Raw genomic sequence first — 23,963 nt, forward strand, 5'->3', positions numbered from 1 at the left:
CCGACACACAACCACCGGTGCCGGTGGGGTGTGAAATACGGAGAGATCGGGTAGGGCCATCAGATGACCGACGACCAAGAGATCATGCAGAAAATTGCCGCGAAGCTCGACGCTCGGCTCGGTGAAAAAACGAACGGCCTTCAGAACGAGGTCCCACCTGGTGCGAGTATCCAGGACGACGAGGACGACGGCGAGCGCGGTCCCATGGGCCGGGACTACCACCTCGCAGGCAAGTACGCCCAGGCGTTCGCTATCGGCGAGCCGCAGCTGGTCGACCGAGCGGAGTTCGACAGACTCGTCGCCGAGTACGGATAGCATCCCGAGATCCACCGCTCTCGCATCAGCCGAAGGCATTCGAAGGCATCATGGTCGGTGTGACCGAACGAAAGAAGCCGGGCGTCACCTTCGAGTCCTTCGTCGACAAGCAGATTCGCGAGGCGCAGGAGCGAGGGGCGTTCGAGAATCTCGAAGGCGCGGGCAAGCCGATCCCCGCATCCACCGATGACGAACTGTGGTGGGTCAGAGGGTTCCTGCAGCGCGAGAACCTGACTACCGATGCGCTCCTACCCGAGTCGCTTCAGCTTCGTAAGGAGATCGAACGACTTCCGCGCACGCTGATCGGACTTCGCTTCGAGCACTCGGTGCGTGAGCAGCTCAACGAGTTGAACGCACGAGTGGTCGCGTGGATTCGGATGCCCTCGCCGCCGTTGATACCGATCTCTCCTGTCGACGTCGACGAGTGGGTCGAGCAATGGCGGGTGAACCGGGCGGCAGCCGACGCAGAGGTCCGCGCGACACGTATGAACGGTGTGTCAGGAGTCAGCACGCCGGTCCCGAACCCTTCGCGCCCGAGTAGATGGCGACGTGCTCTGAGGAGACTCGCTTCTGGCCTACGAGTTCGATGACGGCCTTCGCGTCGCGCACCGTCTCGACGGCAGGTGAGCCGTGCCATGGTCGGACACGTCGGGGAAGAAGTCCGTCGTCGACGTTGATCGGACGGTGGCTCAGCCACGAGCGGACCGCCGCCGACCTGGACGCGTCGAGGGATTCCCCCACGTCCAGCACGACCGCCGTGTCGAACTCGGCTCCTGCGTAGGACACCGCTGCGCGCACCGCGTCGTCGAACTCCTTTCGGGAGAACCGCCCTCGCCTGCCGGTGCTGAGGCCGTGGCCCGGCAGATCGAGCAGGACACAATCAATGCCCGCGTCGGCGAGTTCCCGCGCCATCGGCGTCAGATATCGAGCGTGCAGTCCCGGCCTGACCGGGACGACGACGGTTCCAGCGCCTGAACCACGGTGAACCTCGGCGTGAACTCGACCGGTGGGCGTCGGCAACTGGACGTGTGTCCCTCCCGTCGTTCCGACGAAGTTGGACGCAGGCTCCAACGCGGCCTCGCACGCTGCGTGCGAAGTCAATGCGTACAGTCCGTCGAGAATCGGCCTGCCCTGCAACAGAATCATGATTGCGGCGCATTCGCGGGAGGTGAGTGTCGGTGCCCACCCGGTCTTCTCCGACAATGCTGCCGAGTCGACCGCCGGTTCGCCTGCCGTCACCCATTGGCCCGAGAAGGGAGTCAGTCCCAATCGAAAAGCGAGGTTGGCCGCCTTGATAGCCGGTTTCTCGGGTACGTCGAACAGCAATTGCCCCTGCATCGCAGCTAGTTCACGAACGCCGGTCCGGTCACGTGGTCCAACGTTGAACGGCCCGTCGAGGTCCTGTTTGGCAGCTCGGTGGAAAGCATCGGCGAGATCACGTTGATGAAGAAACTGGTACGACGCCTTGTCTGCTTGCGGAAACGCCGCCAGCTTTCCGGTGAACTGATCGATTCCGTCGTTGGAGAAGTCGGGCCCGATGATGTAGGTAGGGCGAAGCATGGACACCGCCATCTCGCCGGGGTGCCTACGTAACCACCATTCGGCGTAGTGCTCGACCTCGGCCTTGTCGTGGAAGTAGTACCGGTCGGAATCTCCGGCAGGGTAATAGCTTTCGTCGATCAGGTTGTCGTGAATCTCAGGGCCGTAAGCGTTGATGCTCGACGCGATGACGAGACGCTCGACTCCTGCTTCGTAGGCAGAATCGAGGACGTTGCGTGATCCACGCTGGTTTATGTCGTGAGTCTCCGTCTTGTCCTTCAACTCCTCGACGACGAATGCCAGGTGGATCACTACGTCAGCGCCCCGGAGTACGTCCGTCAAATCGTTCGACCGGATATCGCAGCGGATCGACTCCAGTTTCGGATGCGACATCGCGAGAGGCCGACGCGCAATGCCGAGAACCGAGCCGACGTCTTCGTCGTCCAGTAGTGCGGGCAAGATCGCTTTGGCGAAATCGCTTGTCGCACCGGTCACTGCGATGCGCAGGCTCACTTGGGCAACTCCGCGACAGATTCGGAGATGACCTCGATCGCGGTGCGGATCTGGTCGTCGGTGTGAGAAGCCATTGCGCACAGACGGAGTAGTGCGCCGTTGCGAGGTACAGCAGGGTGCAGCGCCGCGGAGGTGAAGATGCCCTTGTCGAACAGGGTTCGCCACAAACTCATTGCGACCAGATCGTCACCGATGTGCAGCGACACTATCGGTGACACCGTGTCGCCGCCGGGGATCGGTGAGCGTGCACCGACGTCGAGGCCCTCCGCTGCCAGGCCACTGCGGAGCGCTTCGGCGTTGTCGAGAACGCGACGCGCACGTTGCCTTCCCTCCTCGCTACGGATCAGCTTGATCGACGCAAGGGAAGCACCGACCGCAGCCGGAACGCCGGAGGTGGTGAACAAAAATGCCCTGGCGTGGATTCGCAAAGAGTCGAGTAGGTCGCGGGACCCTGCGATGAACCCGCCGGTCGAGCTCGGGCTCTTGGACAACGACGCCATCCTGATATCCGTTTCGCCCGCGGTGCCGAACAACTCTGCTGCGCCGGTGAGGCTTTCGCCATAGATTCCCAGACTGTGGGCCTCGTCTACCATCAGCGCCGCACCGTACTTCCTGCACAGCGCGGTCACCTCACCGAGGGGTGCGAGGTCTCCCTCCATCGAGTACAAGCCGTCGACGATCACCAGTACGGCACCATCACCGACAACGGGCTCTTGGAGCTTTCTCTCCATGTCCTCCATGTCGTTGTGGGCGAACTTGCGGACGGTCGCACCGGACAGCGAACTGCCGTCGCGGATGGATGCGTGTGCGGCCGAGTCGACGACGATGACATCGCCCTTGCCCACGACGGCGGCAATAGTGCCGAGATTGGTCTGGTAGCCGGTGGTGAACACCATGGCGTCCTCGGTGCCATGCCATTCGCGTATCTCGTTCTCTAGCTCCAGGTGTATGTCCATGGTGCCGTTGAGCAGACGGCTGCCGGTGATGGCGGAGCCGAAGGTGTCGAGAGCGTCCTGTGCGCCCTGGGTGATGTCGGGATGATCGGCGAGACCCAGATAATTGTTGGATCCCAACATGATCTTGTCCTTGCCCTCCACCTGGACGATCGGCGCGGTGGCCGACTCCATCACGCGAAAATAAGGTGAAACGTCGCTGTCCTGCACAGCACGTAGCAGGTCGACTCGTTCGTCTCCGTCGAGTCGCTTGATCAGTCGGTTTACGGTCATTGCGTGAGGTCTCCTGACGCATCGGTAGTGCATGACAAATGATCGAGCAGTGAATCGATGGTCGCGAATTCTCTAAGTAGTTCGACACCGGTGCGAAATCGGATTGGTCGAAATCGTGATATCCGTATTTGCGCTGGTCCGCGCATATAAAAGTAAAAACCGACTGATTCCCTCTTTCCGATATGGGCTGCTCTTTACCTGGATTTGTATGTTTTGCCTGGTAGGTGCCGGGGTACCGCAGTAATGGTTGCGAATTCGATTCACCTTTGTTTGCCATGCCCATTTCGATTAGTAGGAGAGTCATGACTGCATTGATGGTTCGAGAGCGCGAAATTTTGGAGCAATACATCCCGGGCTTGTTCGATTATCTGGACCGTACGCCTTTATCGGACCTCGAAAGCAGGGGAAGTGACGCTATCGCCAAGTTCAAGGAGTTCGGCGGTACCGCGCTGATCGTCCCCAAGGAACTCGGTGGCAGTGGCGCGACCGCGCTGGAAGCGGTACGCGCGCAGCGTGCGATAGGTTCGCGTTCGCCTTCGCTCGGCGCCGCGACCACGATGCATCATCTCTCGATCGCGTCGCTCATCGAGTTCGCGCGAGGTGCGTCCGAGGACGACAGGGCGCTCGTCAAGGGGTTGGTGGAACAGCATGCTGTGATCGCGTCCGGATTCTCCGAGGGAACACCAGGTGGGAGCGTGTTCATTCCGACCATGAAGGCTAAGCGGGTCGGAGACGTCTATGTCGTCAACGGAAGCAAGAAGCCATGCAGCCTGTCTGGATCGATGGACCTGCTCACGGCCAGCGTCGAGGTGGAAGGCGTGGGTGAGAAGGACGGCGAGCGCGCGGTGGCGTTGATACCCGCGGGCCTCGACGGTATGACAGTCGAGAAATTCTGGGACACCCCGTTCCTGGAGGCATCGCAGAGCGACGAGGTCAATCTCCACGACGTGCAGGTTCCGGCCGATCTTGTGCTGCTCAACAGCGACGACGATCCCGACGGGGTTCACGAGATGACCGGCTACTTGTGGTTCGGCATGCTAATCAGTGCCAACTATCTGGGCGGTGCAACATTGCTTCTCGAGAAGATGCTCGCGGCCGACAAGGGTGATTTCGAGGGATATACCAGGGCCGCGGCGGATATCGAGAGCAGTATGGCCGCAATCGAGAGCGTCGCACGGGCGGTCGACGACGGTGAGAGGGGGCAGGACATTTCGGCGCGACTGTTGTTCTGTCGGATCGCAATTCGCGACGCACTGGTCCGTGCCAGTTCGGCAGCCATGGAATCTCTCGGCGGCATCGGGTTCATCAAGTCGCCGGATATCGGCTACCTCGCGGGCGCGTTGCAAGCCTTCGCATTCCATCCGCCGTCACGTAGATCCATCTCGGAGACGCTGACGAAGTACCACGGCGGAGACGAGTTCGCCTTCGTCAAATAGGCTTGCTCACTCCTGAAGTTCCTCGTCGTCCAACTTGTCCTGGCCGCGGTTGCGGAAGAATTTGAACCCCGGGATCCCGATCACTGCGCGGCGTACATCCTTTGTCACGCCGAGTAATTCGTGGATCTCGGGGGCGACGGTATCCAGGGTCGCCAGGATAGGAATGACTGCTTCCATGTGCTCGACGAGACCGGGCAGCTGATCGACCATCGCGATCGCGGCATCCACCTCGTTCTCGTCGAGGTTGTCGACGAACTTCTTCGCGAACGGTGCCGATCGTTGTGCAATGGGATCGAACAGCTCTACCAACTCGAGTGCTGTCACCGATGCCTTGGACGCAGATGTTATGACGCCGTCCGCCGACCGGGTCGTGGTTTGTGCCTCGGCGACAACCTGTTGTGCGGCGTCGACTACCGCGTTGATCCGAACCATGAGCGCGGACACTTCGTCCAGTAGCGCTTCGACGCGGCCGGGGACTGCCAGCGCGAACATCGCAGTGTCCTTGGTCCACCGGGCACCGAATCGAACGACGTCGACGCCGATTCCGAAGACGCCGAGTACGCCGTACCGATCGGGTAGTGCCACGCCCGCACGTTCGAGTGCCATGACCGAAACAATGCCACAGCGATGTGGGCTCCCCGGCAGTACTTCGAAGATACGGTTAGCCTCGAAGTATGAAAGTTCTTGTCACCGGCGCGAGCGGGTACATCGGCTCGCGTCTGGTAGCTGCGTTGCTCGACGAGGGTGACACAGTTGTTGCCGCGTCGAGGAACCCGGATTCTCTGAAGGTATTCGACTGGTGGGACGACGTCGAGTCGTGTGCGTTGGACGCCTCCGATCAAGAGTCTCTGCATGGTGCTTTCGAGGCCGCGGGAGACATCGACGTCGCCTACTACCTCGTTCACGCCATCGGTCAGTCCGACTACCGAGCGCAGGACAAGCGCGCCGCCGAACAGTTCGCCCGCGCCGCGGCCGCTGCCGGTGTGAAACGCATCGTCTACCTCGGTGGATTCGTCCCCGGTGACGAGGAATTGTCCGAGCATCTTGCCAGCCGAGCTGATGTGGGTGAGGCGCTCGATGTCGAGGGTGTCGACTTGGTCTGGCTCAAAGCGGCGATCGTCCTCGGGGCCGGCTCGACCTCCTACGAGATGCTCCGCTACCTCGCCGACAGGCTTCTCGTCCTCCCGTTACCGACGTGGTTGAGTCACCCCGTTCAGCCGATAGCGGTCGACGATGTCCTGTTCTATCTCCTTGCGTCGCGTTCCACGGTGCCCGCCGGGGCGTACGACATCGGCGGGCCGGACGTCGTCCCGTATCGCGACCTGCTGTTCGCATATGTCGACGCGGCCGGACTCACCCGTGTCGGGCTGCCAGCTCCGGGAGTTCCGACTGGACTCGCCGGGCGAGTGATCGGCAAGATCATCCCGATCCCGGACGCGCTGGCGGAGGATCTCGTCGGCTCGCTCCACAACACGATGACGACGTCCGAACAGCGCATCGTGGACGCCGCCGGGGAACCCGAAGGTGGCAGAACAACCATCCGCGATGCGATGCATCGAAGCGTTCAGGGGTCGGTGGGAACGCCACCGGGTGTTCGGGCCCTCAAAGATCCGTTGCGACTCGCGGTGACCGACGCGGCGTGGAGCGGAGGCGACGAGCTCGGGATCAGGCGTTACGGCGTGGCTGCATCGTCGGGGCAGACGTGGAGCTTGCTGGAATCCCTGGGGGCGAGAAAGCTGTTGTACTCGTGGCCGGTCGCCGCGGTCGTTCGTACCAACTTGGACGTGGTCGACGGGGTTTCGGACCGCGCACGATCGGTGATACGACGGGTGCGCGGCAATTAGCGCATCGGGCATGATGGGGGACCAACAATCGGAGGTGTGATGCCGACCTGGCAGACGAGCGTCAGAGACGTCGTCAAATCGGCACTCGTGGAGAAAGTGGATCGCAACCACGAAGAAACCGACAAAGCGTTTCTCCGACGCCGAATCGTGGTGGTCGTCACCCTGGTCATCGGTGCGACGCTGCTGGGCCTGTCGTTGTCGGTGGATCCCGGTGACAGTGCCTTCTATCCACTGACCCTCGGGCTCGCTGCTGCATGGATAATCGGCGGCTTCGCGTCCGGTCCGTTGCACCTGGGCAGGATTACCTTCAAGGGTTCGATACGTCGTCCGATCGTCACGCCTATCCTGATCGGCTTGGCCGCAGGAGCAGTGTTCGTGGTGGGCGCGCTGATCGTGCGTCAGATTCCGCCGCTGGCCGAGTTCACCGAAAACGTGCTGGCCCATGCGCGCTTCGGGTCGCTTGCCCTCATCGTCTTCATCACATTGTTGAACGGCGTCGCGGAGGAAATCTTCTTCCGCGGAGCGTTGTTTGCCGCAATCGGTCGCAGGAACCCGGTTGTGATTTCTACGGTCATCTACACCGTGGTCACCTTGGCAAGTGGCAATCCCATGTTGGCATTCGCCGCGATCACGCTTGGATTCGTTCTGGGCCTGCAGCGAAGGGCATCGGGTGGGATTTTGGCCCCGATACTGACTCACGTGGCGTGGTCGACGGTGATGGTGTTCGTGTTACCGCCGCTGTTCGTCTGACGACAGTGTGCGCAGGAGCGCGGTTCTGATCTGAGGCCTGCTCGCCCCGACGAGCGTGAACGTGGCCTCCCGCACGAGTCGCTCCGCGGTACCGTGCCCGACGAGAGCGCTGGATCCGGTGGCAGCGACGAGCGCCGCAGCGGCCCGCACTGCCAAGTTCGAACCCTCCGCCCGTGCTTGGAAAATGTCGTAATTGCCGGACAACGCGTCGTCGAATCGGGTTCTGACGACGCCGTGTTCACGCGAGAACGATTCGGTGTCGACGCCGAGTTCCTCCATCTGAGTGATCGCGCGCCGAGCAACGCCCATCGCCATGCACCCGTTGATCCACGAGCCGTACAGCTGTCCGGCCTGGAATTGTTCGTCGCCGACCACGGACACAACCTGTCCGTCGGCGATCTCGACTCCGTCGAATCGTAGGCGCACGGTGTTGCTTGCATCAGCAGCAATCAACGACAGAGGTTCGACGGTGATGCCGGTAACCGACACGGCGGGAATGATCGAGTGCACGATGGAATCGTCGAATTCGTCCCGTGCGGACACCTGGAGAATGTCGACGATGCCCCAGCCGCTGACGAACGGCGCCGATCCATCGAGAACGTACCCGGTCTCGGTTCGGCGGGCGTACAACTTGGGCGGCCTGGGGATCGCGCCCGCGAATGCCACGCCTGCCTTGACCGAGCCATCCACCAGCGCGCCGAGATATCGATCCTTCATGGCGGCGTTGTCGGTGCCCGACAGCGACATCACGACGCCGGCATGCTGCATCCATGTGAACGCTGTTGCGAGACAACCGCCACACAGTGTCTCGATGATTTCGGGTAACTCGTCGAATTCCGGGCCGTCGTCGGAGTTCGCGGCGAGGCCGTAGAACCCTTCGGCAGCCAGGACCTCGAAATGACCGGGGGGAATTTCGCCGTCGGCATCCACCGACTCGGCGGCAGGGAACAATACGGTGTCGGCAATATCGTGGGCGCGCTCCGGCCAGGACGTCACCTGCAGCATCCTATTCCTTCCGCGCGCCGAATTGTCTGTGGTCCGACGGGCCGAAACCATCGGGTCTGGGCTACATTGCGCAGGTGAGTGAAAATCTCGACCGGATCGATCGGTTGATCATCGACGAACTCGTCGCGGACGGACGCGCCACTCTGGCGACCCTTGCGGAAAAGGCAAGCCTGTCGGTCTCGGCGGTGCAATCGAGGGTTCGTCGACTCGAGTCTCGACGCGTCATTCGTGGGTACACCGCCCAGGTCGATCCAGAAGCGTTGGGGCGCCCGCTGTCTGCCTTCGTCGCCATCACGCCGATCGATCCTGCGCAGCCCGACGACGCGCCTGCTCGGTTGCGCCATATCGGTGCCATCGAATCGTGTCACTCCGTCGCAGGCGAGGAGAGCTACGTCCTGCTCGTTCGCGTCGAGTCACCTCGTGACCTCGAACGACTCCTCCAGGAGATTCGTGCGACGGCCAATGTCCGTACACGGAGCACGATCATTCTTCAGACCTTCTACGACCGATGACGAAATCAGGAGTCCGGAGGATCGTCTCTGCCGTGCTGTCCTACGGCGTGGTGGGCCTGGTGATGTGGCTCCTCTATCGCACCGTCGGTCACTCCGGCGCGGTGTCGAGCGCACTCGATTCGATCTCGATCGAATCGGTAGTGGTCGTATCGGCCCTCGGTCTCGTGTATCTCGCGTCGATGTTCCGACCGATGATCTACACGCTCCCCGGCTTGACCATGCGTCAAGCCGGCGTCGCGCGCACGGCGTCGTTGGCGCTCGCCAACACCGTTCCCGAAGGTGGGACCGTCGCAACGGGTTTGACTTTTGCAATGTACCGATCGTGGGGCTTCGCGTTGGCGGACAGTACGACGTCCATCATCGCGATCGGAATCTGGACCAATCTGTCGCGATACCTGTTGATGTCGATTGCTCTGGTGATCCTGGTGACGTTCGGTTCCGTCACCGGCTCTGCGGTGTGGGTCGCCGCAGGCGCGTGTGCGGTGGTCATGGCGGTCTGCCTGGTCGTTGCGCTCGTCATCACCAATGACGGGTTCGCGCGGCGAATCGGGCGAGTGCTGACGCGGATGCGCGCCGCACTCGCGAAGCGCATCGGTCGAATCGAGCCGCGCGACATGGAAGAAGTGCTCACCGAGTTCCGCGTCAACTTGCTGGGGCGCGTGCGCACCTGCTGGCGATCGCTGACGGCGACCATGGTGCTGTCGCAACTTCTCGGCGCGCTCGTGTTGGGTGTTGCGGTTCGGATGTCGGGGCTCGACCATCACGAGATCGGCTGGGATCGCATCGTGGTCGCCTTCGGCGCGATGTGGCTGGCGGCATTCGTGGCGCCGACGCCCGGCGGCCTCGGTGTCGCCGAGGCGGCGCTGATTGCGGTTCTCGGCGTCGGTCTCGACACGACCGCGCAAGCCCAGCTCGTTGCTGCCGTGCTTCTGTTCAGGTTTGCAACATGGTTTCTCCCGATACCGCTCGGGCTGGTCTCGTACCTCTACTGGAGACTGAGCAAGAACTGGCGGGTGCCCACTCAGCTCCCCAGCGACCTCCACACCCGTTCCGAAGACAGCGGCAGTTCGTAGAGCCTCGAGCCCACCGCGTCCTTGATCGCGTTGGCCAGCGCAGGAGCCACGGGGTTGTACGGGGATTCGCTCATCGACTTGGCGCCGAACGGGCCGAGCTGATCGTAGGTGTCGGCGAAATAGACCTCGGTGCGAGGAATGTCCGCAAACTGTGGAACGTGGTAGCTGCGAATGGAATCGGTGGTCACGCTCCCAGCTCCGTCGGTGCGAATCTCCTCGTAGAGCGCGGATCCGATGCCCTGTGCCACGCCGCCTTCGACCTGTCCGCGGCATTGCTGAGGATTCATGACGGTTCCCGCGTCTGCACTTTGGATGGACTGCAGGATTTCAACGGTGCCCGTCGACTCTTCGACCGCGACCCGGAACGCCTGGACGTTGAAGGCAAGTGACCTCGGCACGCCGCCACTGTCACCTTCGGCGACAAGAATTCCTCCCGCGGCCGCGAGTACGTCGGACAGCGACACGAAGTGCGCGGTGCACTGGACGCCCTCCGGCCCGAGAGTGCATGCGTCCGCAGTGCATCCGGTGATCCCCGCAGCTACGCCCAGTATCTGCGCGGACAGTGACCGCGCCGCCGCGTAAAGGGCCTTGCCTGCGACGACGGTTCCAGCAGATCCGAATGCTCCGGTGTCGTATGTTGTTGCGTCCGTGTCCGATTGAACGACGATGATGCGTTCGGGCGTCGTGCACAGTTCCGTTGCGGCGATCTGCGTGTGCACAGTGGTGGTTCCGTTGCCGAATTCGGCGGTCCCGACACGAACTCGGTACCGGCCGTCGGCCAACAGGGCGATCGACGCGTCCGAGAAGTGGCCGCGCGGCGGAATTGTCGCGATCATTGCTACAGCCATGCCCTCACCGACTTTCCATCCAGCGGGTGCCGAGACGCCGTTGCCCGATCGCAGCGCTTGCTCGGCCAAGTCGAGGCATTGATCGAGGCCGTAGCTCCCGAACATCAGATCCTCGCCTTCGACGTGAGCTGCGACGAGCGGATCGCCCGGCACGACCACATTGCGCCTGCGGAACTCGAACGGATCGAGGTCCAGCTCGCGAGCAAGGTCGTCGAGTGCCGATTCGACGGCGAAGATGACCTGGCCCAACCCGTAGCCCCGGAACGCGCCCGAAGGAATGTTGTTGGTGTACACCGACTTCGCGTCGACTCGCTTGTTCGCGCAGCGGTAGATGGCAACCGATTCGCCGCACCCGTGGAACATGACGCCTGGGCTGTGATTGCCGTAGGCACCGGCATCGGTGACGATGTCGACGGCGAGCGCGGTCAGTGTGCCGTCGGCTGTCGCTGCCGCTGTGACGTCCACCCGAAACGGATGGCGACAGGGAGCGACCGTGAACTCGTCCTTGCGGGTGAATTCGAACTGCACGGGCGATCCCGTTTTCAACACGGCCAGAGCGACGACATCCTCGGTCAGCAGTTCTTGTTTACCGCCGAATCCGCCGCCGACCCGGGCGGTGAACACACGCACCTTCTCGCGTTCCACGCCGAAGATTTCGCAGATCTCGTCCCGGACCAGGAACGGAACCTGAGTGCTGGTCCGGAGCGTGAGCCTGCCTTCGTCGTCGATCCACCCGATGGTTCCATGGGTTTCGAGATGGACATGCTGAATTCGCTGGGTACGAAAGTGCCCGCTGACCACGGCATCGGCGTCCGCGACGGCTGCATCGACATCGCCGATTCCGCCGTGCAGTTCGGCGACGAGGTTGCGCGCCGGGTCGGCAATCCTCGACTCCGGCCCCTTGTCGCCGTGGACCAGGGGAGCACCGATCAGCGATGCGTCACCCGGGTCGAACACCGCAGGCAGTACCTCGTAGTCGACCACAAGAGCTCGGCATCCCGCCTCGGCGGCAGCGAGAGATTCAGCGACGACGACTGCGACCCGCTGGCCCCTGAAACGCATGACGGTGTCGATGAGCCGGGTGTCGTCGGGGTCGTCGGCGCGTTGGTCGTGCCGAGCGGTCGAGAACACGCGATCAGGACTGTCCGCGGAGGTGAGAACGAGCCGCACGCCGGGGAGGGCCTCGGCCGCCGAGGCGTCGATCGACAGCACGCGCGCATGTGAATGCGGACTCTGCAGCACACTCGCGTGCAGTAGACCGGTGGGTGCGAAATCGAGTGTGTACGGCTCGGTACCGGTGACGATTCTCGTCGCAGCGGGCGCCGACAACGATCGACCCGCAGACGGCCCTTCGGTAGGTTTCTCGGTGTTGACAACGCCGTGCACTGCGTCGTCGATGGATCGATACCCCGTGCACCGACACAGGTTTCCCTTCAACCGCTCGGGAAGTTCGGTCAGATCGTCCTCGCTCAGCGTCGACGCGGTCACCACCATCCCCGCCGTACAGAATCCGCATTGAAATCCGCCTGCGTCGACGAACCGACGCTGGACAGGGTGGAGGTCGTCCGGTGTGCCGAGACCCGCGACGGTCGTGACCTCCTTCTCCGCCGCGCGGTACGCAGGAAATATGCACGAGTGCACTGGTTCCCCGTCCACCAGCACAGAACACGCGCCACAGTCGCCTGCGTCGCAGCCCTTCTTGACCTCGAAGTGAGCATGATCGCGCAGCATTGTGCGCAGACACTGGCCGGGACGGGGAGAACACTCTGTCGGTGTTCCGTTGATGCCGACTAACACGTCAACTCCTCGAGGATCTCCCGAGCCGACTTGCGGCTGATGTGTTCACGCCAGTCCGGTGCACCGTGCGGATCGTCGTACCATGCGGAGTTCGGAATGCTGTCCGAAAGCGCTGATTCGAGAACCTCGGCGGTGGGAGGTTCCGGGAAGCGCAGGACGAAGGGGCGTGTGGTCGACGCGGTGACCGACAGGACGAATTGGTTGCCGGGGTCGATTCTGCCGATGACGACGGACGCGGACCGCCCGAGCGGTGACAGAGCGTTCTTCCTGAACGCGGTCCGGGACATCAAGGCGTGGGCGGGAAGTCGAATGCTGCGGACCACCTCGCCGGCCTTCAATGCGTTCTCGTGTGGACCGGTGACCAGATCGGTCACCGGAATACGGTAGTCGGTGCCGTCAGGTGACCAAACCAACGCAACCCCGTCCAGCGCTGTTGTGAGCGAAACCATCGCTCCTGCAGGCAAAGCCAAGCACACGTTTCCGCCCACGGTCGCAACTTTCCAGATTTTGAACGAGGCGAGCAATGCGGTTGCGCACCGGTGGAACAGGGTGGTGGCCGGCCAGTCGCGGTCGAAGCTCGCTCGCGAGAGCTGCTCGATGGTGCATGTCGCCGCGATGTCGAGACCGTCGTCCGATTCGGTCAGCGGGGCCCACCCGAGGGTGGTGATGTCGACGAGGCGTCGTAGATGGTCTTGCTTTTCCGATAACAACCAGGTCCCGCCTGCGATGACAGCGGTGTGTTCGTCACCGAGAGGAAGTTCGGACCGCTCGCGTGCGACCACGATGTCCTCGATCGTTCCCAGATCCATCCGTCACCACCTCCACCGTCCTGACTCTAGTGAACATCTGTTACGGCTGCGGGGTACTGGTGCGATGCGCCGGAAACGTTGCCGAAACACAACGCAGTTGTCGTCCGTTCGTACAACCAGGGCAGGGATGGACATCCGCCCGACGTTCGACGAGGCTGTGCACACCGACACCTAGAATCGTGAACATGGCTTTCACTGGAATCCCGTTCGCGGCGCTCGACTTCTACGAGGACCTCGAAGCGGACAACAGCAAGGTGTGGTGGAACGCCCACAAGGACGTCTATCAGGAGTCGGTCAAAGAACCTATGACGGCGCTCCTCGCCGAACTGGAACCCGAGTTCGGAACCGCGAAGCTGTTTCGGCCGTATCGCGACGTCCGGTTCTCCAAGGACAAGACTCCGTACAAGGCACACCAAGGCGCGTTCGTCGCGAAGGGCCCGGCTCTGGGGTACTACGTTCAGATCGACCCCGCCGGACTGTTCGTCGCCGGCGGCTTCTATCACTCGACGACCGAGGGCATCGCACGCTTCAGGGAGGCCGTCGACACCGAGGTCCGCGGATCCGAGCTCGAGGGCATCATCGCAGGCATGAACAAAGCCGGCTTCGAGGTCGGTGGTGACCAACTCAAGACCAAACCCCGTGGATACGACGCAGATCACCCACGCATCGATCTCCTGCGCCACAAGAGCTTGACCGTCGGCAAACATTTCGGTTCACCCGAGTGGCTCGAAACTCCGAAGGCTGCTGCGGAGATCCGCGATGCGTGGCGAAAGATGAACCCGCTGGTCGAGTGGGCGGAGCAGGTGTTGAACTAGGCGACCTGCGCCGAAGGCGCCTAACCCACCACCGAGTAGGTACGCCATGCGCTTCCGCCGTCCGGGGCGTCCTCTCGTTCGACCGTTGCCTGTATGAGGCCGTAGGGGCGGTCGTCGGCGTTGAACACTTCGCCCGAGTTCTCGATACCGAATCTTCCTATGTCGTAGAGGAAGTGGTGCTTGTTGGGCGCGGACATGCGGATCTCGGCGATGAACGGGTACTTCTTCAGTACTGCCTCGCCCATCGCGTACAACGTCTGTTGCAGGGCGAGAGACTGCAAGTTGGCGAACCGTTCGACCATGGCCGCCTTCACGCCTGCGTACACGCCGTCCCAATCGACATCCGTGTGCGTGTACCGCCACTGCGCGGTCAGCGACGTGGCCATCACGCGATCGTGGGTCGGTTCCAGGACGGTCAATTCGTCTTCGAGGAAGCCTGCGAACTCCGATCCCGTGGACTTGAGGATGATCATCTCCTTGAAACCGCTGATCACCCAGGTTTTCTGGTGCTCACCTGTGCCGTCGACGGTGACTGCGGCAGTTCGTATCTCTTCGCCTTTGCGCGTCCAGGTGTGGTCGTGTTCGACGCCGTCGATGACAACTCTCTGCCATGCATACTCCTCGAGCTCGATACGCGCAGCCTCGACGGGGTCGACGTCGTCGACGTAGTGCCGCGCGAGATCGAGGCCGTAGCTCTCGATGTGCACCAGACCTTTCGACTTGGCGTAGGTGTACGCGGTCTGCTTCTGCGTGTCGGTCGGCAGCACGTTCGACTGATCGCCGACGAGGTGGGCCGGGGAGAAATCGCCGCGTAATGCACTCGAGACGTTGATGTCGTGGATCTCATGGCGAGGAGTGTCGCGGTAGATACGTACGACGCGGTTCTCGGCCTTCCCGTACTGGTTGGCGCCGAGCACGATCTTGCCGTTCAGGTCGGTCATGTCAACTCCCGCGATAGGTGGAATAAGCGAAGGGGGACAACAACAGCGGAACGTGATAGTGCGCATCCGGGTCGTCGACGACGAACGATATGGATACTTCCGGGTAGAACGTCTCCGTGCCGAGGGTCTCGAAGTAGCTGCCCGTGTCGAACGAGAGTCGGTAATTACCTGCATCGATCGGCCCGGGCAACAGTTCGGGTACGCGCCCGTCGGTGTTGGTGTCAGCAGCGGCGATTTCGCCGTCCGTGGCGCGGAAGAGCGCGACCCTGATCCCGGCTGCGGGTTTTCCGGTGACGGCGTCGAGCACATGCGTGCTCAGCCCGCTCATTGCTCGGGTCCGAGCAGACGGTTCAGTCGAATCCGGTTGATCTTTGCCAATTCCACGCGCAGCACCCGTCGTTCGGTTTCGGGGTCGTTCCCCAGCCTCTCCTCGAGGATACCGAGCAAGTCCGGCGCCGACCGTCCGGTGGCACACACCAGATACACGTGCCCGAACTGGGCCTCGTACTTTCGGTTCGCTTCGGCAAGCGCCGCCAGCACGTCCGACCCCGCGCCCTGGACCGCGGCCTGTTCCCGTTTCGACGACGCGTTGTCTGCCCTCGCACCAATTCTGGGGTGGCCGTCCAGAGCCTGATCGATTTCAGCTTCGGGTAGTTCGGCGAGTACTCGATCTGCTCTGTCCAGTAAAAGATCTCGCGTTGCGTACGGGCGTGAGCCGGCGACGCGGCGCGCCCAGATCGACGACGAGCAGCACTCGAAGAGCGCATGCATCGCCTGCCGGTCCGAGAGTCTGTTGAATCCGTCCAAACCTATCCATTCGTGTAACAACGCATCTCGCTATCTGTGCTCGGACAACCGGCCGAACCGGGCGGCCGCAATCGGGTTGGCGTCGGCAACCAGGTCGTCGAAGCGGTAGTTCGCGATCTTGGCGATTTCGATCATCGCAAACGACCGCTCGGCTGCCGTCGCGTTCTCGATTCTGGACCACCCGTTGGCGATCACTCGGTCGTAGCGCTCGGTTTCCCGAGCACAGATGACCAACGGGAATCCGAAGTGCTGTCGGTACTCCGCGGCGAGCTGAACGACTGACTCGTGCTCGTCCTCCTCGAGGTTGGACAGTCCGGTGTGGTCGGTGGCATAGAGCGTGCCTGTGGCGTCCTCGCTGCCGAGGTCGGGGTAGTTGTTGATGAGCTCGAGTTGTTCCTCGGTGGTGCCGGCCAGCAGCGCTTCCTGGAACGCTTCTCGCAGGCTGTGGGCGTCGGCGAACGGCGCCTGTCGGTATGCCCGCTCGACGACCCAGGGTGTTCCCTGGACCAGACCACCGAAGGTAGAAGCGAACTCGTCCGGTGTCATGGCGTTCACCTTGTCGAGGGTGATCCCCTTACCCGGTCCACCCGCGACTGCTTGCCCCTTGTTGCCGATATGGAAGAACAGAACGTTGAGAACGATCGCGGTGACCGCGCCGAGAACGATGCCGCTGCCGAACAACATTTCCAGCCACGCAGGAACACCCTGCGACACAGTCGGTTGAATGGTCACCAGCATGGCAAGACCGAGGCTCGTGGCGACGATGATGAGGTTCCGGTGGTCGGTGAAGTCGACCTTCGAGAGGGTTTGGATGCCGACGACGGCAACCGTCGCGAAGAGTGCGAGGGCGGCGCCGCCGAGGACGGGAGGCGGGATGGACGCCACGACCGCGGCCGTCTTGGGCAGGAGTCCGAGCAGGATCATGATCACGCCGGCTGCTGCAACGACCCATCGACTTCGAATGCCGGTGAGCCGCACGAGGCCGACGTTTTCCGAAAAGGCCGTGTAGGGGAACGAATTGAACGTGCCGCCGATGACCGTGGCGACACCGTCGGCGCGCAGAGTTGCCGCGATGTCGTCCTTCTTGATGCGTTTGCCGACGATCTCGCCGGTGGCGTAGACACTGCCGGTGGTCTCCACCGCGATGATCAACATGACCACGATCATCGAGATGATCGCGATGGCACTGAATTTCGGGGCGCCGAACAGGAACGGTTGCGTGAAACCGACCCACGATGCTTCGCCGGTGCCGTCGAAACTCATGTCTCCCAGCACGAACGCGACGGCGCTACCGATGACGAGGCCGAGCAACACCGCGATCGTCGCCATGAAACCCTTGAAGAAGCGTTGGATGAGCACGATGATCAGCAGTGTGCCGATGGCGTATGCCATCCAGCGCCCGTTGGTCGGGTCCTGTTCGTGGGTAGCCGGATTGGTGACCGCGTCGTTCACCGCGACCGGCAGTAGCGCTACGCCGATGATGGTGATGACCGTTCCCGTCACCACCGGTGGGAAGAATCTCAGCAGTTTGCTGAAGTACGGTGCCATGAAGAACGTGACCAGGCCTGCCACGATGACTGCACCGTAGACGTACAGCAACCCCTCGGTGCCGCCGCCGTTCGCCATGGCTATCGCGATGACCGGGGACACGCCCGCGAACGTCACACCCTGAAGAAGGGGGAGTCGTACGCCGATCTTCCAGAAGCCGACCGACTGGATGATCGATGCGATACCGCAGGTGAACAGGTCTGCGTTGATCAAATGGATCAACTGCTCGTTGGTCAGGCCGATCGCGCTCCCGATGATGATCGGCACCAGCACCGCGCCCGCATAGAACGCGACGACGTGCTGAAAGCCGTACGCGGCCAATTTGGGGACGGGCAGAACCTCGTCGACTGGATGAACGCGGCGACGCTTGATGGGTAGGACCGACATATGGGCACCTCGCGGTAGCAAGCTGGCATGAAATCCTGCGACGCTGCAGGAGAAGTGCTACCAGAATCCGGCATGACGCGGGTTGCCGCGAGTCGAGCGGGCACATTAGTGTTCGGGCGTCCCGCCATCGTCGTTGTTTCAACGCCCAACCGGAGGTCGCCAGGTGTCTCGGGATGCGGTCGGAGTGCTGTTGGCCGCCGGTGCCGGACGCCGATACGGCTCGCCGAAGGTTCTTGCCGAAGGCGGCCGATGGTTGCAGACAGCCGTCGACGCTCTGGTGGACGGTGGATGCGACGAGGTTGTGGTCGTCCTGGGTGCGGCGGATGCTCCGATGCCCGACAGTGCTCGTGCCGTGTGGGCACCCGACTGGGCGACGGGGATGGGCGCGTCGCTTCGAGCAGGCTTGTCGGCGGCAGATGATGCTTCGTTCGCGGTGGTGCATGTCGTGGATACCCCGGACGTCGGGTCCGAGGTGGTGGCGGCGGTGCTGGAGGCAGCTGGGGCCACCGGGCTCGCACGCGCCGTGTTCGACGGTTCTCCCGGCCACCCGGTTGTGTTCGGGCGTGAATACTGGGATGCGGTCATCGCCGGCGCCACTGGGGACACAGGCGCTCGCGATTTTCTTCGCGGCCGTGACGACGTGGCCTTCGTGGAGTGTTCCGAGTGGGCGACGGGTGTGGACCAGGACTATCGATCGTGATCGTCGTTGGCTCGACAGGCACGAGAGCGGCTGTTGTCGCAGGTCGATGGCGGACTGTGGGAGTTCGAACTCACGCCCCGTAGGAACTCGGTGGGACGCCGACGAGTTCGGTGAACTCACGAGAGAAGTGCGCCTGGTCGAACCAGCCGTATCGCGCGGCCAGGTCCGCGAGCGATCCGTCGTACCCGCCGTCCAGTTCGCTCACGACGTCGTGGATGCGGTACCGCGCGAGGGCCCATTTGGGCGGCGCTCCGATGTATTTCGCAAACAGTCGTTGCAACCGACGCGCGCCGATGTTGCAGTGTGCCTCGACCTGCGCGACGCGAATCAACGTGCGATCGTCCAACATGGCCGCGATGATGCCGAGTAGCTCTTCGTAGTCGGGATCGGTTGTGCGACCGAGGTTCTCCAACGCCGAGTCTGCGCTCTCCCGACAGGCGTCAGCACTCAGGTGCGGTCCGAGTTGGGCCAACGCATCGACCGTCGCTGTCGGAATCTTCGATGGCGGAGACACCGTTTCATCTCGGAGAGACCTCGCATCGGCGCCGGTCAGACTGGTGAAGCCACCGGGGCGGAATTTGATACCGAAGACCCAACCGATCGCGGCCAGAGTCACGTCGAAGCGGCGAGTGAGAACGCCGGTCACGACGACGGGTCCGCCGAGCGCAGCGACACCGTCACGCACCCAGCCTTTCTCGACGCTGAGGGTGTGCGCGGGATGCGGAAGTGTCGAACTGCGGTACGACGTCCCGGCCGGAAGATCCCAGTGCAGCATCCAGTAGTTCTCCACCCAGGGCGTGAGCGACGGCGCGCACGGCAGCCTGACGAGGTCGACATGCCGGGCCAACTGATCGGGTCGCAGAACACCCGAGCCCGTCGATGTGGGGCCTGTCGGATTTTTACTAGCCGTCACAGGGCGAGTCTAGGAGGCTGGACCGACACGCAACGACTTCTCGAGGAGACCGACCATGACCGATACTCCCGTCGCCACGCTCGCAATGATCACGCTGGACTGTACGGACCCCGAAGCGAGTGCTTCGTTCTGGTCGTCCCTGCTCGGTTGGGCCATCGTGCACGCCGAAAAGGACTACGCGATGCTCGCCGGACCTTCTCACGCGCTGGGCTTCGGCCGTGTCGAGGATTACCAGGCTCCGGCATGGCCTAATCCGAGCGGCAGCAAACAGTTTCACTTCGATCTGTCGGTGGAGGACCTCGACTCCGCGGCACGCAAGGCCGTCGACCTGGGCGCGAGAATGCCCACCGATCAGCCGGGGGAGACCTGGCGCGTACTGCTCGACCCGTCCGGGCATCCCTTCTGCCTGACCAAAGCGGAGAACTGGGGCTGAACGATGCTGGTTCCCGGGCATTCGGGAATTCAAGGTGCTCGGACGCGAGCACTTTTCGCTCTTGACCTGTATGCCGTGGGATAGGCATGATGTGTGTCAACGTCGCGTGCCGATGACGGACTGCGTCAGGCATGGAGGCGTCGAACTGCCCTGGAGGCAGCGTTGTCTGTTGTTTCGTTCGACCACACCATCATCGTGTCCAAGGACGGCGTCGAGTCGTCCCGATTCTTTCGTGAGTTGTTCGGCCTCCCCGAGGCCGAATCATGGGGCCCGTTCTCGAACGTCCTGTTGGGCGACGGAACGTTGATTCAATTCGCAACGCCCCCGTTCGAAGAGATTCAGCCCCAGCATTACGCCTTTCGCGTGGACGACGCATTGTTCGATCAGGCGTATGCCCGACTGACGTCATGGGGCGTCGAACACTGGGCTGATCCGCGCATGGCTGCACCGGGGACGATCAATCACGATCACGGCGGGCGGGGAGTCTACTTCCGCGATCCGAGTGGACATTTCATAGAAATGTTGACCACGTCGTACCTGGAGTAGGCGGCGTGGGCACAGATGTGCCGTTGTACGGTGACTTAGTGATTCTCGGCCCTGACGACCCCCTTCCTGGGCGGCCGACCCGCATTGTTGTTGCGGGTACGTCAGGGTCGGGCAAGACGACGCTGTCAGGACGACTTGCGGCGGTACTCGGGACCGAACACACAGAGATCGACGCGCTCTATCACGGCCCTAGTTGGATTCCGCGTGAGTCGTTCGAATCCGACGTCGACGCATTCAGTAGCCGCGAGTCGTGGGTGACCGAGTGGCAGTACGGCCTGGTTCGCGATCGGCTGGCAGATCGAGCAGACCTGATGGTCTGGCTCGATCTGCCGCGATCGACAGTCATGCAGCAAGTGATTGCGAGAACCGTCCGACGGCGTCTGCGACGAGAAGTCCTGTGGAACGGCAACATCGAGGCTCCGCTGCATCGAATATTCGTCGAACGCGATCACATCGTCCGTTGGGCATGGACCACACATCGCACGACCCAGCGGAAAGTGCGTGCGGTTGCCGAGCGCCGTCCGGACCTCCCCGTAGTCCGACTGAGGTCTCACCACGAGGCCGACCGATGGACGTCGGGACCGCTGGCGGACGCAGCTTCTCAGGGCTTTCCCTGCTGATAGACGTCAGGAATGCCGTCGTGATCGTCGTCTCGGGTCTCGTCCTCGTGAATTTTTCGATAGACCGTATTGCGCGCTCGAAGAAGGGCCGAGGCCAGCAGGGCCGCCAAGATCGAACCCGTGAGCACACCGATTTTGACGTGGTCGTCGCGTTCGGTACCTGGCCCGAATGCGAGGTCGCCGATCAGCAGCGACACTGTGAAGCCGATGCCGGCCAGCATCGAGATTCCGACGACGTCGATCCACTTGACCGTGCTGTCGAGCGACGCCTTCGTGAACTTCGACAATAGGAACGTGACCCCGAAAATCCCGACCGTCTTGCCCACCACCAGGCCTGCAACGATTCCGAGCGCCACGGGGTCCGTGATCGCGCTGCTCAATCCGCTGAAGCCGCCGACGGTCACGCCTGCCGCGCAGAATGCGAACACAGGAATTGCGAGGCCGGCCGAAATGGGTCGAATACGGTGTTCGAAGTGTTCGGCCAGGCCGGGACCCGCATCCGGTCCGCCCGCCGCACGGCTTCGGATCACCGGCACTGCGAAACCCAGGAGCACTCCCGCGACAGTTGCGTGGATGCCTGACTCGTGTACCAACACCCACGTTGCAATCGCAAGGGGAATGAGGATCCACCACGACCGTATTCGTTTCTGGACGGCAATCGTGAACAGACCGAGCGGGATCACAGCGAGAGCGAGCGCTATGAAGTTGACTTCGTCCGTGTAGAAGATCGCAATGACGGTGATCGCCAGGAGGTCGTCCACGACTGCGAGCGTAAGAAGGAATGTCCTCAGTGCGGTGGGTAGATGGGTGCCGATGACGGCGAGAATAGCTACCGCAAATGCGATGTCGGTCGCTGTGGGAATAGCCCACCCCTGCAATGCGCCGTCGCCTGTGTTGCGGTTGACGAGCACGAAAATTAGTGCGGGGACCAACATTCCGCCGATTGCGGCCGCAATGGGAAGCGCTGCGCGCTTCGGATCGCGCAGGTCACCAGCGACGAATTCACGCTTGAGCTCGAGTCCGACGACGAAAAAGAAGATGGCGAGCAACCCGTCGGCCGCCCAAGTGGATATCGTAAGGTCCAAGTGCACGGCCGACGGTCCGATTCGGAAGTCCATCAGGCTCTGATAGCTCTGCGCGAACGGCGAGTTCGCCCAAACGAGTGCTGCAACAGCCGCGATGAGCAAGAGAATGCCACCAACGGTCTCTTTGCGAAGCAGCGCAGCTATCCGGTCGGCTTCCGACCAGGAACCGCGGGAGAACAGAGGCGGGCGCGACGAGATTGTAGGCATCTGGGCCTTTCGGGTCGGTTGTCACTCGAGTCGAAACAAGAGCGAACAACTTTTGGGCATGGTCGAGTCATGCCGACCAGACTTCCCGGCGCACCGCTGACAACTCTACCGAGACGGCGTCGTCCCTGCGAAATCGCGGAGCCTTTCAGCGCCTCTAGCAGCCCATCTTCTTCGCCAGTTCGATGATCGAGTCGGTGCTGTAGGTCCAATCCGTCTCGGCCGAGAGGTCGGTGGTCTGCCGGGGTCCGTGTTCACTCGGGCGGGCGACGAAGGCGGTCTGGAAGCCGCAGTCACGAGCTGCTGCCAGATCGGAGTTGTGTGCCGCGACCATCATGCACTCGCCCGGGGCGAGGCCGAGGATGTCTGCGGTGCGGAGATAGGCGTCGGGCATCGGCTTGTAGGCGCGAACGGGTTCGGCGCCGAGGATCGCGTCCCACGGCAGTCCCGCATTCTTTGCCATGTCGAGCAGAAGCGAGATGTTGCCGTTCGACAGCGGCGCAACGATGTGTGCGGACTTCAGGAGGGTGATGCCGTCCACGGAGTCCGGCCAGGGATCGAGTCGGTGCCACGCACGATTCAAGTCGACGACGGTTTCCTCGGGAAGCGTCACCTCGAATTCCGCCAGCACGGTGCGCAAACTTTCGAGATGCAGCACATCTAGGCGAGTGAACTCGCGGCGGCCGGAGCGAACCAGTTCCATCGCAGGCTGATACAAACTTCTCCAGCGATCGGCGAATGCGTACGAATCCACCGTCGACGGCAGCGCTGCTGCAACCTGTGAGGCGACGCTCGTTCGCCAGTCGACGACAGTGCCGAAGACGTCGAACAGCAGCGCTTTCGCGGCAGGTAGCTGGGTGGTCAGCGGTCACGCCCCCTCGAGCGGTCGCCGCCGAACAACAGGGCGCCGGCGAGCGGGATCAGAAGAAAGAACAACCAGCTGTTCGACACTGGCACAACGAAGAACAGGATCAACGCGATGATGGGGGCAGCACCCATCACAGCCTTACGCCAGTCCCACCCGTCGTCGGGGACGGGCGGTGTCGATGCGGGAGTTGCAGGCTTGGAGGACTTGGATATGTCGAGCGGGCGAGACGCGGTGGGCGCGAGCGACGGCGTCGGCAAATCGGTGAACACGGAGTCGAGTTCGCGACGGGTCGTAGCCGAGGTGACCACGGCGCTGCGCTCGTCGAACTCCGTCAGGGTCAAACGCCCGTCGCTCAAGTGCTGACTCAGGTTCGAAAGCGCTTGCTCGCGCTCGGCCGTACCTATACGAACGTCCGGGTTGTCTGCCATG

The 23,963-nt window shown here is 62.6% G+C and carries 26 protein-coding genes; 12 read left to right on the top strand and 14 right to left on the bottom strand.

What is annotated here, in order from left to right; genetic code table 11:
- The first annotated feature begins 63 nt into the window (after positions 1-63).
- Together D8W71_RS13635 and D8W71_RS13640 are read left to right on the top strand one after the other, a co-directional pair.
- Positions 64-315: a modification methylase HgiDII gene (locus D8W71_RS13635; protein WP_121114127.1), complete on the top strand. Its 252-nt coding sequence runs from the start codon at positions 64-66 to the stop codon at positions 313-315.
- Positions 316-365: 50 nt separating this feature from the next.
- Positions 366-905 (top strand): J-domain-containing protein, encoded by a 540-nt coding sequence (locus tag D8W71_RS13640; protein ID WP_121114128.1) that lies wholly within the window; start codon positions 366-368, stop codon positions 903-905.
- Here the strand turns inward: D8W71_RS13640 and D8W71_RS13645 are convergent.
- Together D8W71_RS13645 and D8W71_RS13650 are read right to left on the bottom strand one after the other, a co-directional pair.
- Entirely contained in the window at positions 820-2,367 is a 1,548-nt protein-coding gene (locus D8W71_RS13645; protein WP_121114129.1) for an NAD-dependent epimerase/dehydratase family protein, read from the bottom strand. The two genes, D8W71_RS13640 and D8W71_RS13645, sit on opposite strands and share 86 nt — an antisense overlap.
- Positions 2,364-3,593 (bottom strand): aminotransferase class I/II-fold pyridoxal phosphate-dependent enzyme, encoded by a 1,230-nt coding sequence (locus D8W71_RS13650; RefSeq protein WP_121114130.1) that lies wholly within the window; start codon positions 3,591-3,593, stop codon positions 2,364-2,366. Before D8W71_RS13650 ends, D8W71_RS13645 begins: the two co-directional genes overlap by 4 nt.
- A 302-nt stretch (positions 3,594-3,895) precedes the next feature.
- Between D8W71_RS13650 and D8W71_RS13655 the strand changes: the two genes are divergently transcribed.
- Positions 3,896-5,029 carry an acyl-CoA dehydrogenase family protein gene (locus tag D8W71_RS13655; protein ID WP_121114131.1) on the top strand — a complete coding sequence of 378 codons (1,134 nt, stop codon included), beginning with the start codon at positions 3,896-3,898 and terminating at the stop codon, positions 5,027-5,029.
- A gap of 6 nt (positions 5,030-5,035) precedes the next feature.
- Here the strand turns inward: D8W71_RS13655 and D8W71_RS13660 are convergent, their stop codons facing one another.
- Positions 5,036-5,635 carry a ribulose 1,5-bisphosphate carboxylase large subunit gene (locus D8W71_RS13660; protein WP_121114132.1) on the bottom strand — a complete coding sequence of 200 codons (600 nt, stop codon included), beginning with the start codon at positions 5,633-5,635 and terminating at the stop codon, positions 5,036-5,038.
- A gap of 68 nt (positions 5,636-5,703) precedes the next feature.
- On the opposite strand from D8W71_RS13660, the gene D8W71_RS13665 reads away from it, so the two are divergent.
- Positions 5,704-6,873 (top strand): NAD(P)H-binding protein, encoded by a 1,170-nt coding sequence (locus tag D8W71_RS13665; protein WP_121114133.1) that lies wholly within the window; start codon positions 5,704-5,706, stop codon positions 6,871-6,873.
- 39 nt (positions 6,874-6,912) lie between these two features.
- Positions 6,913-7,623 (top strand): CPBP family intramembrane glutamic endopeptidase, encoded by a 711-nt coding sequence (locus D8W71_RS13670; RefSeq protein ID WP_121114134.1) that lies wholly within the window; start codon positions 6,913-6,915, stop codon positions 7,621-7,623.
- Here D8W71_RS13670 and D8W71_RS13675 read toward each other — a convergent pair.
- Entirely contained in the window at positions 7,603-8,619 is a 1,017-nt protein-coding gene (locus D8W71_RS13675; protein ID WP_201265056.1) for an acyl-CoA dehydrogenase family protein, read from the bottom strand. The genes D8W71_RS13670 and D8W71_RS13675 overlap by 21 nt on opposite strands.
- Positions 8,620-8,702: 83 nt before the next feature.
- On the opposite strand from D8W71_RS13675, the gene D8W71_RS13680 reads away from it, so the two are divergent.
- Together D8W71_RS13680 and D8W71_RS13685 are read left to right on the top strand one after the other, a co-directional pair.
- The gene (locus D8W71_RS13680) at positions 8,703-9,140 is read left to right on the top strand and encodes an Lrp/AsnC family transcriptional regulator (RefSeq protein WP_121114135.1); all 438 of its coding nucleotides are present in this window, start codon (positions 8,703-8,705) and stop codon (positions 9,138-9,140) included.
- Positions 9,137-10,213, top strand: a complete 1,077-nt coding sequence (locus D8W71_RS13685; RefSeq protein ID WP_121114136.1) for a lysylphosphatidylglycerol synthase transmembrane domain-containing protein — start codon at positions 9,137-9,139, stop codon at positions 10,211-10,213. Before D8W71_RS13680 ends, D8W71_RS13685 begins: the two co-directional genes overlap by 4 nt.
- On the opposite strand, the gene D8W71_RS13690 is transcribed toward D8W71_RS13685, so the two are convergent.
- Positions 10,162-12,858 carry a molybdopterin-dependent oxidoreductase gene (locus tag D8W71_RS13690; protein WP_121114137.1) on the bottom strand — a complete coding sequence of 899 codons (2,697 nt, stop codon included), beginning with the start codon at positions 12,856-12,858 and terminating at the stop codon, positions 10,162-10,164. The genes D8W71_RS13685 and D8W71_RS13690 overlap by 52 nt on opposite strands.
- Positions 12,852-13,667, bottom strand: coding sequence for an FAD binding domain-containing protein (locus D8W71_RS13695; protein WP_121114138.1), 816 nt, complete (start codon positions 13,665-13,667; stop codon positions 12,852-12,854). Before D8W71_RS13695 ends, D8W71_RS13690 begins: the two co-directional genes overlap by 7 nt.
- 185 nt (positions 13,668-13,852) lie before the next feature.
- On the opposite strand from D8W71_RS13695, the gene D8W71_RS13700 reads away from it, so the two are divergent.
- Positions 13,853-14,482 (top strand): DUF2461 domain-containing protein, encoded by a 630-nt coding sequence (locus tag D8W71_RS13700; protein WP_121114139.1) that lies wholly within the window; start codon positions 13,853-13,855, stop codon positions 14,480-14,482.
- 20 nt (positions 14,483-14,502) lie between these two features.
- On the opposite strand, the gene pucL is transcribed toward D8W71_RS13700, so the two are convergent.
- Genes pucL through uraD (D8W71_RS13720) form a run of 4 tightly spaced genes read right to left on the bottom strand, consistent with a single transcriptional unit; the run spans position 14,503 to position 18,165 of the window.
- Positions 14,503-15,423, bottom strand: coding sequence for a factor-independent urate hydroxylase (gene pucL, locus D8W71_RS13705; RefSeq protein WP_121114140.1), 921 nt, complete (start codon positions 15,421-15,423; stop codon positions 14,503-14,505).
- A gap of 1 nt (position 15,424) precedes the next feature.
- Positions 15,425-15,751 (bottom strand): hydroxyisourate hydrolase, encoded by a 327-nt coding sequence (uraH, locus tag D8W71_RS13710; RefSeq protein WP_121114141.1) that lies wholly within the window; start codon positions 15,749-15,751, stop codon positions 15,425-15,427.
- Complete coding sequence (uraD, locus tag D8W71_RS13715) at positions 15,748-16,251, bottom strand: 2-oxo-4-hydroxy-4-carboxy-5-ureidoimidazoline decarboxylase (RefSeq protein WP_121114142.1); 504 nt, start codon at positions 16,249-16,251, stop codon at positions 15,748-15,750. The genes uraH and uraD (D8W71_RS13715) overlap by 4 nt, the downstream gene beginning before the upstream one ends.
- 9 nt (positions 16,252-16,260) lie before the next feature.
- Complete coding sequence (gene uraD, locus D8W71_RS13720; protein ID WP_121114143.1) at positions 16,261-18,165, bottom strand: 2-oxo-4-hydroxy-4-carboxy-5-ureidoimidazoline decarboxylase; 1,905 nt, start codon at positions 18,163-18,165, stop codon at positions 16,261-16,263.
- Between the two features lie 163 nt (positions 18,166-18,328).
- Between uraD (D8W71_RS13720) and D8W71_RS13725 the strand changes: the two genes are divergently transcribed.
- Entirely contained in the window at positions 18,329-18,865 is a 537-nt protein-coding gene (locus D8W71_RS13725) for a nucleotidyltransferase family protein (protein WP_121114144.1), read from the top strand.
- 70 nt (positions 18,866-18,935) lie between these two features.
- Here D8W71_RS13725 and D8W71_RS13730 read toward each other — a convergent pair whose 3' ends face one another.
- A complete protein-coding gene (locus D8W71_RS13730) occupies positions 18,936-19,778 on the bottom strand; it encodes a helix-turn-helix transcriptional regulator (protein ID WP_236077424.1) in 843 nt (280 codons plus the stop codon).
- A gap of 55 nt (positions 19,779-19,833) precedes the next feature.
- On the opposite strand from D8W71_RS13730, the gene D8W71_RS13735 reads away from it, so the two are divergent.
- The 3 genes from D8W71_RS13735 to D8W71_RS13745 all read left to right on the top strand — a co-directional run bounded on the left by D8W71_RS13735 (position 19,834) and on the right by D8W71_RS13745 (position 21,377).
- Positions 19,834-20,211: a VOC family protein gene (locus D8W71_RS13735; RefSeq protein WP_121114145.1), complete on the top strand. Its 378-nt coding sequence runs from the start codon at positions 19,834-19,836 to the stop codon at positions 20,209-20,211.
- Positions 20,212-20,373: 162 nt separating this feature from the next.
- Positions 20,374-20,757, top strand: a complete 384-nt coding sequence (locus D8W71_RS13740; RefSeq protein ID WP_121119137.1) for a VOC family protein — start codon at positions 20,374-20,376, stop codon at positions 20,755-20,757.
- 5 nt (positions 20,758-20,762) lie between these two features.
- Positions 20,763-21,377, top strand: a complete 615-nt coding sequence (locus D8W71_RS13745; RefSeq protein WP_442971970.1) for an AAA family ATPase — start codon at positions 20,763-20,765, stop codon at positions 21,375-21,377.
- On the opposite strand, the gene nhaA is transcribed toward D8W71_RS13745, so the two are convergent.
- The 3 genes from nhaA to D8W71_RS13760 form a co-directional block, all read right to left on the bottom strand.
- The gene (nhaA, locus tag D8W71_RS13750) at positions 21,359-22,669 is read right to left on the bottom strand and encodes a Na+/H+ antiporter NhaA (protein WP_121114146.1); all 1,311 of its coding nucleotides are present in this window, start codon (positions 22,667-22,669) and stop codon (positions 21,359-21,361) included. The two genes, D8W71_RS13745 and nhaA, sit on opposite strands and share 19 nt — an antisense overlap.
- A gap of 154 nt (positions 22,670-22,823) precedes the next feature.
- A complete protein-coding gene (locus D8W71_RS13755; RefSeq protein WP_121114147.1) occupies positions 22,824-23,531 on the bottom strand; it encodes a haloacid dehalogenase type II in 708 nt (235 codons plus the stop codon).
- Positions 23,528-23,962 (bottom strand): DUF1707 SHOCT-like domain-containing protein, encoded by a 435-nt coding sequence (locus D8W71_RS13760; protein WP_121114148.1) that lies wholly within the window; start codon positions 23,960-23,962, stop codon positions 23,528-23,530. The genes D8W71_RS13755 and D8W71_RS13760 overlap by 4 nt, the downstream gene beginning before the upstream one ends.
- Position 23,963 lies beyond the last annotated feature (1 nt).

This window comes from Rhodococcus sp. P1Y (genome assembly GCF_003641205.1).
Taxonomy (GTDB): Bacteria; Actinomycetota; Actinomycetes; order Mycobacteriales; family Mycobacteriaceae; genus Rhodococcoides.